At 75.2% G+C, this 15,098-nt stretch carries 18 protein-coding genes and 1 riboswitch; of the genes, 3 read left to right on the top strand and 15 right to left on the bottom strand.

The window, feature by feature from the left end; translation table 11 throughout:
• Positions 1-4: 4 nt before the first annotated feature.
• The 4 genes from FHR36_RS22135 to FHR36_RS22120 all read right to left on the bottom strand — a co-directional run bounded on the left by FHR36_RS22135 (position 5) and on the right by FHR36_RS22120 (position 2,929).
• Positions 5-730: an anti-sigma factor family protein gene (locus FHR36_RS22135; protein WP_253799910.1), complete on the bottom strand. Its 726-nt coding sequence runs from the start codon at positions 728-730 to the stop codon at positions 5-7.
• The gene (locus FHR36_RS22130) at positions 727-1,287 is read right to left on the bottom strand and encodes a sigma-70 family RNA polymerase sigma factor (protein WP_253799909.1); all 561 of its coding nucleotides are present in this window, start codon (positions 1,285-1,287) and stop codon (positions 727-729) included. Before FHR36_RS22130 ends, FHR36_RS22135 begins: the two co-directional genes overlap by 4 nt.
• A 183-nt stretch (positions 1,288-1,470) precedes the next feature.
• Positions 1,471-2,064 (bottom strand): hypothetical protein, encoded by a 594-nt coding sequence (locus FHR36_RS39455; RefSeq protein WP_301330521.1) that lies wholly within the window; start codon positions 2,062-2,064, stop codon positions 1,471-1,473.
• 127 nt (positions 2,065-2,191) lie between these two features.
• Entirely contained in the window at positions 2,192-2,929 is a 738-nt protein-coding gene (locus FHR36_RS22120; RefSeq protein ID WP_253799908.1) for an alpha/beta fold hydrolase, read from the bottom strand.
• 173 nt (positions 2,930-3,102) lie between these two features.
• Between FHR36_RS22120 and FHR36_RS22115 the strand changes: the two genes are divergently transcribed.
• Positions 3,103-3,951, top strand: coding sequence for an S-methyl-5'-thioadenosine phosphorylase (locus FHR36_RS22115; protein WP_253799907.1), 849 nt, complete (start codon positions 3,103-3,105; stop codon positions 3,949-3,951).
• A gap of 12 nt (positions 3,952-3,963) precedes the next feature.
• Here FHR36_RS22115 and FHR36_RS22110 read toward each other — a convergent pair whose 3' ends face one another.
• Positions 3,964-4,275 (bottom strand): hypothetical protein, encoded by a 312-nt coding sequence (locus FHR36_RS22110; protein ID WP_253799906.1) that lies wholly within the window; start codon positions 4,273-4,275, stop codon positions 3,964-3,966.
• A 169-nt stretch (positions 4,276-4,444) separates the two neighbouring features.
• The gene (gene ku, locus FHR36_RS22105) at positions 4,445-5,407 is read right to left on the bottom strand and encodes a non-homologous end joining protein Ku (protein ID WP_253799905.1); all 963 of its coding nucleotides are present in this window, start codon (positions 5,405-5,407) and stop codon (positions 4,445-4,447) included.
• A 32-nt stretch (positions 5,408-5,439) separates the two neighbouring features.
• Here ku and ligD point away from each other — a divergent pair, with 32 nt between their 5' ends.
• Positions 5,440-6,333 (top strand): non-homologous end-joining DNA ligase, encoded by an 894-nt coding sequence (gene ligD / locus FHR36_RS22100; protein ID WP_253799904.1) that lies wholly within the window; start codon positions 5,440-5,442, stop codon positions 6,331-6,333.
• A 36-nt stretch (positions 6,334-6,369) separates the two neighbouring features.
• On the opposite strand, the gene FHR36_RS22095 is transcribed toward ligD, so the two are convergent.
• From FHR36_RS22095 to FHR36_RS22065, 7 genes are all read right to left on the bottom strand, one after another.
• A complete protein-coding gene (locus tag FHR36_RS22095) occupies positions 6,370-7,194 on the bottom strand; it encodes a GNAT family N-acetyltransferase (RefSeq protein ID WP_308199618.1) in 825 nt (274 codons plus the stop codon).
• A gap of 76 nt (positions 7,195-7,270) precedes the next feature.
• Positions 7,271-7,573, bottom strand: a complete 303-nt coding sequence (locus FHR36_RS22090; RefSeq protein WP_253799903.1) for a hypothetical protein — start codon at positions 7,571-7,573, stop codon at positions 7,271-7,273.
• 3 nt (positions 7,574-7,576) lie between these two features.
• Positions 7,577-8,503 (bottom strand): ATP-grasp domain-containing protein, encoded by a 927-nt coding sequence (locus FHR36_RS40000; protein WP_253799902.1) that lies wholly within the window; start codon positions 8,501-8,503, stop codon positions 7,577-7,579.
• Positions 8,500-9,480 (bottom strand): hypothetical protein, encoded by a 981-nt coding sequence (locus FHR36_RS22080; protein WP_253799901.1) that lies wholly within the window; start codon positions 9,478-9,480, stop codon positions 8,500-8,502. The genes FHR36_RS40000 and FHR36_RS22080 overlap by 4 nt, the downstream gene beginning before the upstream one ends.
• The gene (locus tag FHR36_RS22075) at positions 9,477-11,378 is read right to left on the bottom strand and encodes a M6 family metalloprotease domain-containing protein (RefSeq protein ID WP_253799900.1); all 1,902 of its coding nucleotides are present in this window, start codon (positions 11,376-11,378) and stop codon (positions 9,477-9,479) included. The genes FHR36_RS22080 and FHR36_RS22075 overlap by 4 nt, the downstream gene beginning before the upstream one ends.
• A gap of 212 nt (positions 11,379-11,590) precedes the next feature.
• On the bottom strand, positions 11,591-12,031 hold the full coding sequence (locus FHR36_RS22070; protein ID WP_253799899.1) for a VOC family protein: 441 nt from the start codon (positions 12,029-12,031) through the stop codon (positions 11,591-11,593).
• Between the two features lie 69 nt (positions 12,032-12,100).
• The gene (locus FHR36_RS22065; RefSeq protein ID WP_253799898.1) at positions 12,101-12,265 is read right to left on the bottom strand and encodes a hypothetical protein; all 165 of its coding nucleotides are present in this window, start codon (positions 12,263-12,265) and stop codon (positions 12,101-12,103) included.
• A gap of 288 nt (positions 12,266-12,553) precedes the next feature.
• On the opposite strand from FHR36_RS22065, the gene FHR36_RS22060 reads away from it, so the two are divergent.
• The gene (locus FHR36_RS22060) at positions 12,554-13,255 is read left to right on the top strand and encodes a DUF6193 family natural product biosynthesis protein (RefSeq protein WP_253799897.1); all 702 of its coding nucleotides are present in this window, start codon (positions 12,554-12,556) and stop codon (positions 13,253-13,255) included.
• Positions 13,256-13,280: 25 nt separating this feature from the next.
• On the opposite strand, the gene FHR36_RS22055 is transcribed toward FHR36_RS22060, so the two are convergent.
• Positions 13,281-14,147, bottom strand: coding sequence for a bifunctional 5,10-methylenetetrahydrofolate dehydrogenase/5,10-methenyltetrahydrofolate cyclohydrolase (locus FHR36_RS22055; RefSeq protein WP_253799896.1), 867 nt, complete (start codon positions 14,145-14,147; stop codon positions 13,281-13,283).
• 21 nt (positions 14,148-14,168) lie between these two features.
• Positions 14,169-14,256, bottom strand: a riboswitch (ZMP/ZTP riboswitch).
• A gap of 15 nt (positions 14,257-14,271) precedes the next feature.
• A complete protein-coding gene (locus FHR36_RS22050) occupies positions 14,272-15,039 on the bottom strand; it encodes an alpha/beta fold hydrolase (RefSeq protein ID WP_253799895.1) in 768 nt (255 codons plus the stop codon).
• Positions 15,040-15,098: the final 59 nt, after the last annotated feature.

Below are 15,098 nucleotides of genomic sequence, written 5' to 3'. Positions count from 1 at the left end.
CCCGTCAGACCGGCACGGTGACGAACGTCGTGCCGGATTCGTTCACCACCGACACCGAGGCCACGTCGGCCGGGTCGACCAGGGCCGAACCGTTCAGCGTGGTGCCGGCCTTGGCGCCGGCCGGTGAGACCAGCCAGCTGCCCGCGTCCGCCTTCGCCCCGCTGCGGCCGTTGACCACCAGATGGCAGCGCTCGCCCGGAGGGAGGCCGGCGACCGCCGCGTTCACCCGTACCCAGCCCATCGCCGGGGTGACCGTCACGGTCATCCGGGCGCCGGTGGTCGGATCGGTCAGCGCGGCCGTCCTGGTCCCGGCCGGCGGCGGCGACCCGGTGGACGCCGACGGGACGGGACCGACCGCCACCGGGGGCGCTTCGGGCGCCGTGCCCCGGCCCACCGACAGCCCGACGGCGAGCACCGCCGCGGCCGCGGCCACCGCGCCCGCCCCGAGCCACGCCCGGCGCCGCACCTGCTCCGAGCCGCGCTCCCGGCGGGCCCGCCGCAGGGTCCGCTGCAGCAGCAGGTCGCCGCCCTCCGGCGGCCCGTCGATCAGGAATTCGGGCGGGACCTCGCCCAGAACGCCCTCCAGTTCGCGCAACTCGGCCACCTCCCGCCGGCAGGACGCGCACCCGGACAGGTGCCGCTCGACCTCCGCCACCTCCGCCGGCTCCAGCAGGCCAAGGACGTAGGCGCCGACCAGCTCAGCGCCCGGATCGTGCAGCTCGGCGCTCATACCGCCACCTCCTTCAGGCTGCCCGAACCGCCGGCGTACGACTTCTTCAACGCCCGCAGCGCGTAGTGCGCCCGGGACTTGACCGTGCCGGGCGGTATGCCCAACTGGGCCGCCGCCTCGGCGACCGACAGCCGCTGGAAGTAGATCGAGCGGAGCACCTCGCGGTGCTCCGGCGAGAGCCGGTCCAGTGCCTGCGTCATGACCAGCGTCTCCACCACGCCGTCGGCGTGGTCGCGCTCCACCGGCACGGTGGCGATCTCCTCCGACACCTCGGCCACCTCGGCCGGGCGGGCCGCCCTGGCCCGGAACCGGTCGGTGATCAGGTTGCGCTCCACGGTCAGCAGCCAGCCGCGCACCGAACCCCGGGCCTCGGTCAGCGCCTCGGGATTGCGCCAGGCGCGGATCAGCGTCTCCTGCACCACGTCCTCGGCCGCCGCGCGGTCGCCGGTCAGCCGGACGGCGTACGCGAGCAGCGCCCCGCCGTGTTGCTCGTAGAGCGTCCGGATCAGCGCCTCGTCGGCCGCGTCACGCCGGGCACCGGCTCGTGTCCTCGCCATCCGCCATTCCTCCGTCATCAGGTACCGGGGAGCAGCACGTACGACGCGGCCGACCGGTTCAACCGTTCCGGCGGAAATCATGCCCGGTGCCCGGAACGGCGGATGACCGGCCGCCGGGCGCGGGAGGCTGCGGGGTGGGCCTCCCGTCCGGCGGCCGGTCGGTTCCGGGGCGGGCCGGGACGGTCAGTACCCGTACGAGGTGCCGCCGGTGGGCTGGCTCTGCGCCGGGGCGGACTGCGTCTGCGCCTGGGCCTTCTTGCCGGCGGGCGTGCTGGCGAACCAGGTGCCGCCGACGCCCTGCCCGTTGGTCTGGCCCGGCGAGCTGTCGCCCGCGTACCGGTACAGCGGCCAGCCGCCCAGGGTCAGCTGCTTGGTCCCGTCGGGCCGGATGATGCTGCCGACCAGCGCCGAGTCGACGCCGGTGACGTCGACCTTGTCCTGGGCCGGGACCGGCGGCCACTTCGCGGCGCAGGCGTCGGTGCACATGCTGGCCGAGGGCTTGGCGGTGTCCTTGTCGAAGCGGTACAGGGTGCGGCCGGCCGCGTCCGTGACGATCGGTCCGAGGCCGGCCGAGGTGGCGGCGAGCAGCTTGGTGCCCTCGGTGGCGGCTCCCGCGGCGGCGCCGGCCGCGGCGGACGCGGGGGCCGCGGCCGCCGGGGCGGCGGCGGGCTTGCCGTAGCCCTGGTCGCCGCTGCTGCTGCACGCGGTCGCGGTGAGCAGCAGGGCGGCGAGCCCGGAGACGGCGAGCAGACGGCGGTTGCGAACGGTAACGGGCATGGCGAACTCCCCCTGGTGACAGGTGTGTTGGTGTGGGATGCGCCGTAAAGGCGCGTGCACCCTCCACACGGCTGCCGCCCCGGATGGGTTCAACGCCGGCGAAAAGTTTTTTCGGACCGGCCCGCGGTCAGCCCAGCGGGAGCGCCAGACCGCCCGATGCGTCCGGGTCGTCGGCCGCCAGCGCCGCCGCGATGTCGGCGGGCAGCTCGGCCAGGCCCAGCAGGCCGAGGGTGAGCGCGGCGGTGGTCCGGTGCCAGTCGGCGGCCCGCCGCAGCAGGGTGTGCCCGCTGCCGGTCACCCGGTAGCCGGCCACCTGCGCGCCCGCCGCCCGCGCCCGGGCCGCGAACAGGTCGGTGTCGGCGGGCGAGGTCACCCGGTCGCGGTCGCCGTGCAGCATCAGCACCCGGTGGCCCGCCAGGTGCCCGGTCGGCTCGTCCCGCGGACACCACGGCGCCAGCGCCACCACCCCGGTCACGCACGGATGCCCGCCCGCCCGCAGCGCCGCCCGGCCGCCCATCGAGTGCCCGATCAGCACCGTCGGCACCGGGCCCAGCTCCTCCGCCAGGTCCGACAGCGCGGCCAGCGCGTCCTGCGCCGCGTCCGCCCGGTCGCCGTTCCAGCCGCGGCAGCGGTAGCGCACCACGCCGACCGCCACCCCCGCCCCGGCCGTCCCGCGCTCCACCGAGCGGGCGAAGCCGCGCATCCGCAGACCCGGCAGGTTCACCCGGCCCGGCGCGTGCTCGCCGTACTCCTGGCCGCCGTGCAGCACCAGGACCGCCGCCGTCGGCGACTCGGGCCGCACCCGCCAGCCCAGCGCCCGGTGCGCACCCACCGTCGGGTGGTGCGCCGCCGTCCGGATGTCCATCCCGTCACTCCTGTCCGCCGAGGCTGTCACTGTACGCTTCGCCGCCCCGCCGCGGTAAGGACCGCAGGGTCGTCCGTCCCGTACCGGGCGCTGCCGGGGCCCCGGGACCGTAGGGTGGACGGCGGGGGCGGCGCCGCCCCCGCGACCCGGACCCCGGTGAACCAGGGAGAGCCATGGCCGACGTCACCACCGGCACGCCCGCCGCCGAGATCGGCGTGATCGGCGGCTCCGGCCTGTACGCCCTGCTCGACGACGTGGTCGAGGTCGCCGTCGAGACCCCGTACGGCCCGCCCAGCGACTCGGTCTTCCTCGGCGCGGTGGCCGGCCGCCCGGTCGCCTTCCTGCCCCGGCACGGCCGCGGCCACCGGCTGCCCCCGCACCGGATCAACTACCGCGCCAACCTCTGGGCGTTGCACGCGCTCGGAGTGCGCCAGGTGCTCGGCCCGTGCGCCGTCGGCGGACTGCGCCCCGAGTACGGCCCCGGCACGCTGGTCGTCCCCGACCAGTTCGCCGACCGCACCTCCGGCCGCGTCCAGACCTTCTACGACGGACTGCCGCTGCCCGACGGCACCGTGCCCGAGGTGGTGCACGTGTCGCTCGCCGACCCGTACTGCCCGGACGGCCGGCGCGCCGTCGTCGCCGCGGCCCGGGACCACGCCTGGGAGCCGGTCGACGGCGGGACGCTGGTGGTGATCGAGGGGCCGCGCTTCTCCACCCGCGCCGAGTCCCGCTGGTACACCGCCAACGGCTGGTCCGTGGTCGGCATGACCGGCCACCCCGAGGCGGCCCTCGCCCGCGAGCTCGGCGTCTGCTACACCTCCCTCGCCCTGGTCACCGACCTCGACGCGGGCGTGGAGACCGGCGAGGGCGTCACCCACGCCGAGGTGCTCGCCGTGTTCGCCCGCAATGTGGACCGGCTGCGCACCGTGCTCTTCAAGGCCCTGGAGAGCCTCCCCGCCACCCGTGACTGCGTCTGCTCGCACGCCCTCGACGGCGTCCGGACCGGCCTCCCGGGTCTCTGATGCCCCCTCCGGTCACGGTGCGTGGCGGCGGGTGAAGAGCAGGAGGCCGGCGAACCCGGCCGCCCAGGCGGAGGCCACCGCCGCGATGAGCAGCGGCAGCCCGAGCACCACGCCGGTGGCGAGCAGGGCGGAGGAGAGGACGAGCAGCACCGCCAGCACGCCGACCAGCAGCTGCGGGCGGCGGCGGAGCGCGCGGCGCAGCCGGCCGGAACGGGAGAACCGCATGGTGCGCAGCCGGCGCTCCAGCAGGCGGTCGGTGCGCAGCGCGGCCTCGATCTGACCGAGGATCAGCAGTTCACGGTGGGAGAGTGCGGGCCCGTCCATCGGCTCACCTCCGGTGCCAGCGGGCATCGTTGCCCGCGCCCCTTGGTGGTGCCCGCCGCGGCCTCGTTCCAAAGCGGGCCGCCCGCACGAGTTCGCGGCAATCGCCCGTGCATCCGCCCGTGCACCGGCCCGTGCCGCCGCACGGGCGCCGCCGGTGGGTGGCGGACGGTCAGGAGGCCCGGCGCGGGGCGGACTTCTTGGCCGCCGTCTTCTTGGCGGCGGCGGTCTTCTTCGCCGGGGCCGGCTTCTCGGCGGCGGCCTTCTTGCGCGGCGCGGCCCGTTTCCTCGGCGCCGGCTCCGCCTCCTCGGCGGGCGCCGGCTCGGCCCGGCCGGCCGCCTTCGCGTGCTCGCTCCGGGCCGCCTGCACGCTGCTGCGCAGCACCGCCATCAGGTCGATCACATCGGCACCGCCCGCCGGCGCGGGCTCCTCGCCGTGCGGGGCCTCCACCCCGGCCAGCTTGGCGTCGATCACCTGCTGCAGCGCCGCCTGGTACTCGTCGTGCAGGGCGGAGAGGTCGAAGTCCTCGGAGAGGGTGTCCATCAGCGAGCGGGCCATCTTCAGCTCCTGCGGGCGGACGGTGACCTTCTCGTCCGGCGCGATCCCCTCCGCCGAGCGCACCTCGTCCGGCCACAGGCAGGTCTGCAGCACCAGCGCGTCCCCGTGCACCCGCAGCACCGCCAGCGACTCGCGGGTCCGCATGGTCACCTTGGTCACCGCGATCTGGCCCGACTCGCGCAGCGCGTCGCGCAGCAGCACGTACGGCTTGGCGGGCGCCTTGTCGGCGGTGGCCACGTAGTACGCCTTGGAGTACATCAGCGGGTCGATGGTCTCGGCCGGCACGAAGGCGAGCACGTCGACCACCTTCTTGCTGGGCAGCGGCAGCTGGGCGAGGTCGTCGTCGTCCAGCACCACCTGGCGGCCGTCCTCGCTCTCGTAGCCCTTGGCGATCTCGCCGTACGGCACCTCGACGCCCTCGGCCTCGCAGAAGCGCTTCAGCCGGATCCGGGAGCCGTCCTCGGCGTGCACCTGGTGCAGGGTGGGACCGCTGTGCTCCTCGGTCGCCGAGTACAGCTGGACGGGCACGCTGACCAGCCCGAACGTGATGACGCCTTTCCAGGTGACCTGCGGCATAACCGGTCCTTTTCGCGGGGATTTACCACGGTATGCCCGAGCGCCAGGTCACGGAAGTCGAAGGCCGCCGACTGGTCCTGTCCCACCTCGACAAGGTGCTGTGGCCGGCCACCGGATGGACCAAGGGCGAGGCCCTCTACTACTACGCCCAGGTCGCGCCCGCCCTGCTGCCGCACCTGCGCGGCCGGCCCGCGACCTTCCTGCGCTTCCCCGCCGGCATCGGCGAGGAGGGCTTCTTCGCCAAGAACCCGCCACCCGGCCTGCCCGCCTGGGTACGCACCGTCACCGCCCCCAGCCACGAGGGCCCCAAGGAACGCGTCGCCGTCGACGACCTCGCCACCCTGATGACCGTCGCCAACGGCTACGCCCTGGAACTGCACGTCCCCCAGTGGACGGCCGACACCGGACCCGACCACCACGACCGCCTGGTCGTCGACCTCGACCCCGGACCCGGCGCCGACCTCACCGACTGCTGCCGGGTCGCCCTGCTGATCCGCGACCGGCTTGCCGCCGACGGCCTCACCGCCCACCCCAAGACCTCCGGCAGCAAGGGCCTGCACCTGTACGCGGCGCTGCCGCCCACCCCCGCCGCCCGGGTCGGCGGCTACGCGCGGGCGCTCGCCGAGACGCTCGCCCGCGAGCACCCGACCCTGGTGGTCGCCCGGATGGCGAAGGCGCTGCGCAGCGGCCGGGTCTTCGTCGACTGGTCGCAGAACGCCACCGCCAAGACCACCGCCGCGCCCTACACCCTGCGGGCCACCGCCGTCCCCGGCGTCTCCACCCCGCTCGCCTGGACCGAGGTGGAGCAGTGCGGCTCGCCGGACGACCTCGCGTTCAGCCCCGAGCAGGTGCTCGCCCGGGTCGCCGAGCACGGCGACCTGCTGGCGGGGCTGCTGGAACGGGCGGACCCGCTCCCGCCGGAGTGACCGCGGGTTCCGTGCACCGGGCCAGGTGCGGCGGGCTCAGTGCGGCTCGGCGATGAGGGCGGTGGCGATCCGCCGGAACCCCACCGAGCCGTACACCCGGGCCACCGCGTCGTCGCTCGCGCTGAGGAAGACCGTCCGCACGCCGCGCGCACGGGCGTCGGCGGCCAGGCAGGCGGTGACCGCCCGGGCCAGGCCGCGCCGGCGGGCGGCGGGCAGGGTGCCGATGCCGACCAGTTCGGCGACCTCGTCCACCCACTGGTGCTGGCCCGAGCAGAGCACCGTGCCGTCCGCGTCGACGGCCACCGCGACCGCGGACAGCCCGGCGTCGATCCGCGCGGTCAGCCGCGCCACCGAGCCGTCCCGGGCGGCCTCCGCCGTGGCGTCGGCCAGTTCGGCCGGACCGGCGGAGCCGACCCCGGTGCCGGGCTCCCCGAAGGCGAGGCGGGGAACGGCGATCGCCGCGGCGAGCAGCGGGTCGCCGGCCGGCACGATCCGGACCTCGATGCCGTCCGGGTCGCCGCCGGGCGCCGGACCGTCGCCGTCGAGGACCATCAGCGGGTGCTCGTTGACCGGCAGGCCGTCCGCCTCGACGGCGGCCCGCAGCGCCGGGGCGGTCTCGGCCACCCACTCGAAGCTCTCCGGCACGCCGAGTTCCCGCTGCCGGGCCCGCACCCGGGCCACCTCCGCCGCGCCCACCTCGGCGCAGCCGTCGACCGTCGGGCGGGCGTAGTACGCGAAGCCCGGGTCCTTGCGGACGAACAGGGTGAGCGGGCCGAAGTCCTCCGCGCGGGCGGCGGCGCGGGGGACGGCGTCGTAGAAGCGCTCGATCCGGTCGAGCAGGGTGGCGTCAGAAATGGTCACGGGGCATCCAAGCAGTTGCAAGTCCCCGCCGCACCCGATTTGCGCCTTGGTGCCGCCCCCGACGAGGGCGGCCCGGTCAGGGGTTCTCGATGGTGAAGTCGCCCTCGGCCGGGTCGCGTTCGGCCAGCACCTCGCCCACCGCGAGGCGGGCGCGCAGGTCGGCCACGATCCCGGGGTGCAGCCCGTCGGCCTGCTTGGCCGGCACGGCCAGGTCGATCCGCTGCCCGACCCGCGAGGACAGCAGATCGCTCAGCCCCGGGACGGGCGCGGCCGACAGCACGTCCACCGCGGCCAGGTCCCAGTCGGGCAGGCGCGGATGGGGGCCGATCGCGGCCACCCGGATGCGCAGGGCGGTGAGGTTCTCGACCGGAGCGACCATGGCTCACACCTCCACACGGGCCGGCGCCGCACCGAGGTCGGCGGCGGCCAGCAACTCGACCAGGGCCGCCGCGATCGGCAGCCCGGTGTGCGACTCGTAGTAACTGTAGGCGGGCATCGGGTTGACCTCGAAGCACACCCACGTCCCGTCCGGGCGGACCCGCAGGTCGATCCCGGCCAGCGACAGCCCGAGGCCGGCGGCCAGCGCCACCGAGCGCTCCGCCACCTCCGGCGGCAGCTCGTACCGGCTCAACTCGGCGTGCAGGCCGTCGCGCCCGGCGTAGCGGTAGTCGATCGCGGCGCAGTCCACCGCCGCCGCGAACACCCGCTCGCCGACCACGTGCACCCGCACGTCCCGCCCCGGCACGTACGCCTGGAACTGCGTCGGCAGCGCCCGCACCAGATGCAGCCGGGCACCGTCCGCCTCCGTCAACTCCCGGACGATGGACCGGATCCCGCTCAGCGACTTGTACACCACCCGGCCGTGGCCGCGGTGGAAGGCCCGGATCTCCTCCGGGTCGTCGCTGACCAGGGTGTCCGGTACGGCGAAGCCCGCGCGGGCGATCAGCTGCGCCTGGTACGGCTTGGAGCCGTTGGACTCCATCGCCCGCGGCCGGTTGACCACCAGGGCGTCCGCCGTGTCCAGCCAGTCGGTGAACCACCCGTGGAAGGCCGCGGTCCGGGCCCGGGCCGCCGGGTCGGCGCGGTCCGCCGGCGGGTCGAGCGGGCGCGCGTACACCGCGGTCACCGCGTCCAGCGGCACGGTGCGGCCCTCGGCGCCGACCCGGCCCGCCAGACCCGGACCGCAGACCAGGTCGTAGCGGGCCAGCCGGGTCTGGTCCAGCAGCAGGTGGTCCACGCCCGCCGCACGGGCGGCCGCGACGGCGCGGGTGAGCGGATCGTCGTCCGGGCAGCCGTAGAAGAGGATCACGCGGCCTCCGCCAGGGCGACCAGGTGCTCGGCCACCGCGGACCGCTGCTCCGCCGCCGCGAGCGGCGGGCACGCGTCCACCTCCGCCAGCACGCCGCGGGTGAAGCGCAGTTCCAGCAGGTCGCTGCCGAGCAGCGCGCCCAGCCGGCGGGACGGCTCCGCGTACCGCCCGGCGAGCGCGCCGACGAGGCGCTCGCCGCACAGCAGCAGCCGCTCGCTCGGGCCGGCACCGGGGTCGGGGAGCAGGTCCGCCGGGACCGGCGCGCCGCGGCCGCCCGGCCAGTCCAGGTGCGGGACCAGCCGCTCGCCCGGCGCCGGCCGGTCCAGCAGGCCGACCCGGGTGGCCCCGCCGCGCCGGGCCACCGGGAGGCCGCAGCGGGCGGCGTGCGCGAGCGCCGCGGTGGGCGAGAGCGACCCCCGGGCGGCGCCGGACGCGCTCACCGGACCCAGCACCCGCGGGCCGAGCCCCAGCAGCCAACTGGCCAGCAGGGCGAGGAGTTCGGTGCGGGCGTAGGCCAGGTCCTTGGCGTCGGCGCGGCGCAGGCCGACCGCCGGCAGCCGGTCGAGGCGGTGCAGCACCGCGCCGGTCTGGGCCGAGTCGAGCAGCCGGCCGTCCGGCAGCACGATACGGGTGCTCGCCCGGCCGTCCGGGCCGACCCGGTGGCTCCACCGGGAGCGGGCCAGCATCCCCGGCGTCAGCAGCAGGACCCGCTCGCCGCCGAGGCGCGCCGCGACCTCCCGCGCCACCCCGGCCGCCCCGATGTCCCCGCGCTCCGCCAGCACCGCCACCGGCCGACCCGCCTGCGCCCGCGCCGCCGCCCTGCGGCGCCCAGGAAGGGTGACCGGATCGCCCGCCGGCCGGCTGGCCGGCAGCCCGACCGCCGCGCCGACGGCCGGCACCGGCCGCACCAGGACGGCCGTGGACGCGGCCGCCGCGGCCGTCCCGGTGAGGCCGGGGCCTGGTTCCGGGCCGGTCACTGCGAGGGCAGGGTGTCGAAGGCCCGCTTGGCCTGCGGGTCGGCGTCGCCCATGGCCTGCCGCAGCGCCTCCGAACCCGCGTCGAACACCGGACCGCCGGGCAGGTCGGGCCGCAGCGCCGAGCCGATGAACGGCTCGCCCGCCGGCTCGCCGCCCACGTCCCCGTACCCGCCCTCGCGGCCGCCCTCCGGCCCGTACTCGCCCGCCAGGACCTCCTCGACCGCCTCCAGCCGGGCCTGCAGATCGGCCAGCACCGCGGCCACCGAATCGTCGGCCGTGCCGCCCTCCGGCGGGCGGACCGGCAGGTCGAACTGCTTCACCTCGATCCGGTCCTTGAGGTCCTTGCGCTCCTTGAAGGGCTCCTTGAACTCCTTCCGGACGTCCTTGCGCTCCTTGAACGGCTCCTTCGTCTCCTTGCGGGCGTCCTTCCGCTCCTTCAGCGGCTCCTTGGTCTCCTTGCCCGCGTCCTTGCGCTCCTTGCCGCCGTCCTTCAACTCCTTCGCCAGCGGCTTGCCGCAGGAGACCGAGACGCTGGCGGTCATGGTCAGCGCGGCCGCCGAGATGGCCGACAGCGTGACGCAGGTGTCCGCGCCCGCGTACGACTGCGTGCTCGGCGAAGTGGAGCCGCTGAGCGCGGTGTTGGCCGCGCTGCCGGGGAACGGGTCGCCGGCGTCGCCGCGGTTGTGGGCGGTCTCCAGGTCGCGCTTGTTGTCGGCCTGCAGCAGCCCGACCTTGTAGTGGTTCTCGTCGGTGTTGCCCGGCTTGGCCTCGTCGATGTGCCACACCAGCAGGCCCGGGCCCGGCAGCGAGCGGTCGTAACCGGTCAACTGCCGGTTCTCCACCAGGAAGTACTCGCTGCCCCCGCCGCCGTCCTTCCACAGCCGGTGCACGGTGTGGCTGGACTTCACGTCCTCGAACGACAGCGTGCCGCCGGAGGTGACCACGGTCGACGCCGCCCACCCCTGGTTCACCTTGCACCAGGCGGACGGGTGGACCGGCACGTCACCGCCGCCGCCCCACGAACCGGCGCCCATCAGGCACCAGTTGCCGACCCCCTCCGAGGTGCCGTCGGTGTCGTACAGGTCCGGGAAGCCGAACAGCAGGTGGCCCAACTCGTGGGCGCAGACCCCGATCCTGGCGTCCTCGGGAATGGTCAGATAGGCGAAGATCTTGGTGCCGTCGGCGTTCAGCTCGCCCGGCAGCGTCCACTTGTGCGACCAGATGTCGCCCGAGTTGCCGGTCGCCTCGCCGCCCGACCCGGCGTGCACCACGATGAACGCGTCCACGTACCCGTTGGCGTCGTTGTCGTACGGGCCGAAGTCCACCGCCGGGTCGGCCGCCTGCGCGGCGTCCCGCGCCATGATGTTGGCCCTGGCCTCCCCGCTCGGCCGGCCGATGCCGAAGTTGCCGTTGGCGTACCAGTCCAGCGTCTGCGGCAGCCGCAGCGGACCGACCACCTCGCCGACGATGTCGACCAGGCCGTGCGTCACCTCGCGGTAGTACTCGCGGACACTGCCGTTCGGCAGCACCCCGAGCGAGAAGAAGAGGTCCTCGAAGTGCTGGGCCGTCGCGGTCATCTCCCGGTCGGAGAAGTCCGCCAGCACCACGATCACCCGCACCGGGCCGCGCAGCGGCGCCCGGTCGGCCGCCGCCGCCTGGATCGTGGTGTACGGCGTGCCCAGCGGGAACTCGGCGGGCGGGAAGATCGTGCCGTCGTCGAACCCCAGGTGGCGCGGCGCGCGGGAGACCGCCAGCTGCCCGGCCAGCTCGTCCGCGCCCGAACGGGCCCTGGTGAGCTGGTCCTGCAGACGCTGGCGGAGTTCGGGACTGGGGGCGACGGCGCAGAAGTCGGACCAGACGGCACGCGCACCGTGGCGCGGCGGGACGAGTTCGGGCATGGCGGCTCCCTCGGAACGGATGGGGGCGGCGTATCGTGACGCATCCACTACGGATCGTAGGGATCGGCCGACTGGCGGAACGCCCGGCGCGCCGGAGCATCACGCTTTCGTGGACGCACGGCCGAACCGCGGTGGGCCCGATCACCTTCGGGCCGTGCGACGACGAACCGCCGCCGGCGTCGGCGTCCGGTTCGACCCCTGCGCGAGTGCTCTCAGCTCAGCTGCTCGGCCAGCGCGAGGATGATGCCGCTCGGCCCGCGGAGATAGCAGAGCAGGTAGCTGTCCTCGAAGCGGGTCACTTCGCCGACGAGTTCGGCGCCGTGCGGGCGGAGGCGGGCGAGGGTGTCCTCGATGTCGTCGACGGCGAACATGACGCGGTGCAGGCCCAGCGTGTTCGCCGGGGTGATCTCCGGTTCGGGGGTGATCGCCTTCGGCGTGTGGTACTTCGCCAGTTCGAGCCGGCCCGGGGCGTTCGGGATCCGCATCATCGCGATCTCGCTGCGCATGTCGTCGAGCCCGACGACGGTCTCCGCCCAGCGTCCTTCGATCGGCATCCGGCCTTCCAGCTCCATGCCGAGTTCGGTGAAGAAGGCGACGGCGGCGTCGAGGTCGTCGACGACGATGCCGACGTTGTCCATGCGCTGAATGGCCATGGCCCCGAGGATAGGGGCCGGGCCCGACGCCGTCCCGTACGCGCCACCCGGCGAGCCCGGGCATCCGACTCACGCCCGTCCGCGCAGCCACGGCCCCCACCAGGCGGGCGGCGGCGGGTCCGCGGGCGCGGAGGTCGGCTGGTCGGGATGGAGGCCGAGCGCGCGGAGGGCGGGCGCGGCGATGTTGACCGCGACGGTGCCGTGCCAGTGCCCGTCAGATCCGATGCCGCACATCAGGTCGATGCGGATGTCCTCGCCCGAGAACGGGAACCAGTCGATCCCCGGTCACGCAGTCAAAGGGTGATCAGACGGCCGGGGCGCGGCGCGCCGGCGACGTTGGGGAAGGAGAACAGGGTCACCCACTCGGGTTCGTGTCGCTCGGTCATGCCACTGATGGTGCCCGGTCGGGCGGGACACCGCGCGGGATTTTCCTCGGCGGCCAGCCGGGCGGTGGAGCCTGTGTGAAGCCCGCGAACTCGGATCGGTGAACGTACGAACGGATTTCCGGGCACACTGGCGCGCATGATCTCTGCAGCAGTCGAGCCCGACCCGATCGAACCGGGCGGCGAGGACGCCCTTGCCGTGGCGTTGGCCCGGGCGGCCGCCGAGCTCGGGCTGGAGCTGCCCGAACCGGCGGAGGTCCGGGAGGGGCGGGTCGAGTTCGGTGTGATGGACGACCGGTTGGTGGTCGTGGTCCAGTACCGGAGCGACCTCCGCTACCGGGTGCGCTGCCGGAAGCAGGGGGCCTGGCTGGCGTACGGCGTGACCGGTGAGCTCGGGGAGGCGGCCCGGGCGGTGGCCGCGTGGACGGGTGGCGCCGACCTGGAAGGGACGCGGGCGGCGGCCCCGTTCGTCGGTTTCAACGCGTGGGCGCTGGACCACGAGCGGGAGCCGTTCGACCGGGTCGAGGTGGCGTGGCGGGCGAAGATCGACCTGGCCGGGCTGCCCGCGCGGAACGACCGCCCTTACGTGCGGGCGCTGTTGGAGGCGGCCCACGCGCAGCCGAGGCTGCGCCGGCTGATGCCGGTCACCAGCCACTTCATGCTCTGGTTCTCGGCGACCGTCGAGTGGCCCTACGAGAGGGTCGGGTACTCGGTCGATCCGCGGCCCGACGGCTTCGTCGTCCGGGCAGGCGGGAAGCACGTCACCACGGCCGCGACCGCCGAGGAGTCGGTGGCGGTCGTGGTGGCCCATCTCCCGGACGAGGTCGGTCCGGCGCGCTGAGCCGTGCGGCCGCCCGGATCGGGCGTCAGGCCGTCGCGGGCACGCCGAGCTGCCGGCCGGCGGCGTGGACGGTCTGCTCCAGCAGGACCGCGATGGTCATCGGCCCGACGCCGCCCGGCACCGGGGTGATCAGCGAGGCGCGGGCGGCGGCGCTGTCGAAGTCGACGTCGCCGACGTTGCCGGGGTTGTAGCCGGCGTCGACCACGACCGCGCCCGGCTTGAGGTGCTCGCCGAGGATCAGTCGCGGCCGGCCGACGGCGGCGACCAGCACGTCGGCCCGGGCGAGGTGCGCGGGCAGGTCGCCGGTGCGGGAGTGGCAGTAGGTGACGGTGGCGTCGCGGCCGAGCAGCAGCAGGCCGGTCGGCTTGCCGAGGATGGGGCTGCGGCCCACCACCACGGCGTGGCGGCCGGCCAGTTCCACGCCGTACGCGTCGAGCAGGCGCAGGATGCCGCCGGGCGTGCAGGAGACGAAGCCGGGCAGGCCGAAGCCCATGGCGGCGAAGGAGTGCATGGTGACGCCGTCGACGTCCTTCTCCGGCGCGATGGCCTCGAAGGCGGCCCGTTCGTCGATGTGCGGGCCGACCGGGTGCTGCAGCAGGATCCCGTGGACCGCCGGGTCCGCGGAGAGCGCGCCGATGGTGTCGACGAGTTCGGCGGTGGAGGCGGTGGCGGGGAGCGCCACGTGCAGCGAGCGGATGCCTGCCTGCTCGCAGCGGTTGCGCTTCATCCGCACGTAGGTGACGGACGCCGGGTCCTCGCCGACCAGGACGGTGGCCAGGCAGGGGGCGGTGCCGGTGCGACGGGTGATCTCGGCGGCCCGGTCGGCGGCGGCCGAGATCGTCCGGCGGGCGAGGGCGGTGCCGTCCATCAGGCGGGCGGTGGGCTGGGGCATCGGCGTCTCCCGGACGTCGCGGTGGATCGCCCAGGCGCGCGGCAACGGCGTGGTCCGCCAGGCCGCTTCCCGGTGGTGGCCCACCTCAGCGCCAGTCACGACCCGCCCCAACCCTACCGGCCGGTCACTTCGCGGTGGGCACCGTCTCGTCGAGGAAGGCGAGCAGGAGGTCGGTGATCTCGGCGGGGCGCTCCAGGCTGGGCAGGTGGCCGGCCCAGGGGAGTTCGAGGTGGCGGGCGTCGGGGACGAGGTCGGCGAGCTCGGCGGCGATGGTGCGGAAGTCGGCGAAGTCGTGGGCGCTGGCGACGGCGAGGCAGCGGGCCCGGACGGCGGTCGGGTCGACTTCCGGGCGGTCGGAGGCGAACTCCTGCTCGGCGGCCAGCTGCACGTCGAAGGCGTGGCGCTGCATGGTGCGCACCAGGGCCCGGGCGTCCTCGTCGGCCTCGGGGCCGAGCCAGGTGTCGACGTTCAGCTCGACGGCGGCCGCGATGTCGCCCGCCTCGACCAGGGCGTTCTCCCGCTCGTCGAGGGCCTCCAGTTCGGCGGTCGGCTGATGGCCGTCCCGGCCGGCGCACAGCAGCGCCAGCGCGCTCACCCGGTCCGGGTGCAGTGCGGCGAGTCGCAGGGCGATCCGGCCGCCGTACGAGGCGCCGATCAGCGCGGCGCGCTCGATGCCCAGGGTGTCGAGCAGCGCGGCGACGTCCCCGTGCGGGCTGTACGGGCCGTCGGGGACGGGGGTCCCGCCGAAGCCGCGGAAGTCGCAGCGGACCACCCGGTAGCCGGCCGCCAGCAGCGCCGACCATTGGGGCTCCCACATCCGCCGGTCGCAGACGGCGGAGTGGAGCAGGACCACGGCAGGGCCGTCACCGGCCACGTCATGAGAGAGCGTCATCCGGCCGACCCTAGACGATCATGGCGGATCGGTCGTCCGGTTTTCGGGTGGGGAGCCGC

Source organism: Kitasatospora cinereorecta, assembly GCF_024172095.1.
GTDB classification, from domain to species: domain Bacteria; phylum Actinomycetota; class Actinomycetes; order Streptomycetales; family Streptomycetaceae; genus Kitasatospora; species Kitasatospora cinereorecta.
Note: the sequence above shows the minus strand (reverse complement) of the source record. Positions and strands in the feature narration are given on the sequence as shown.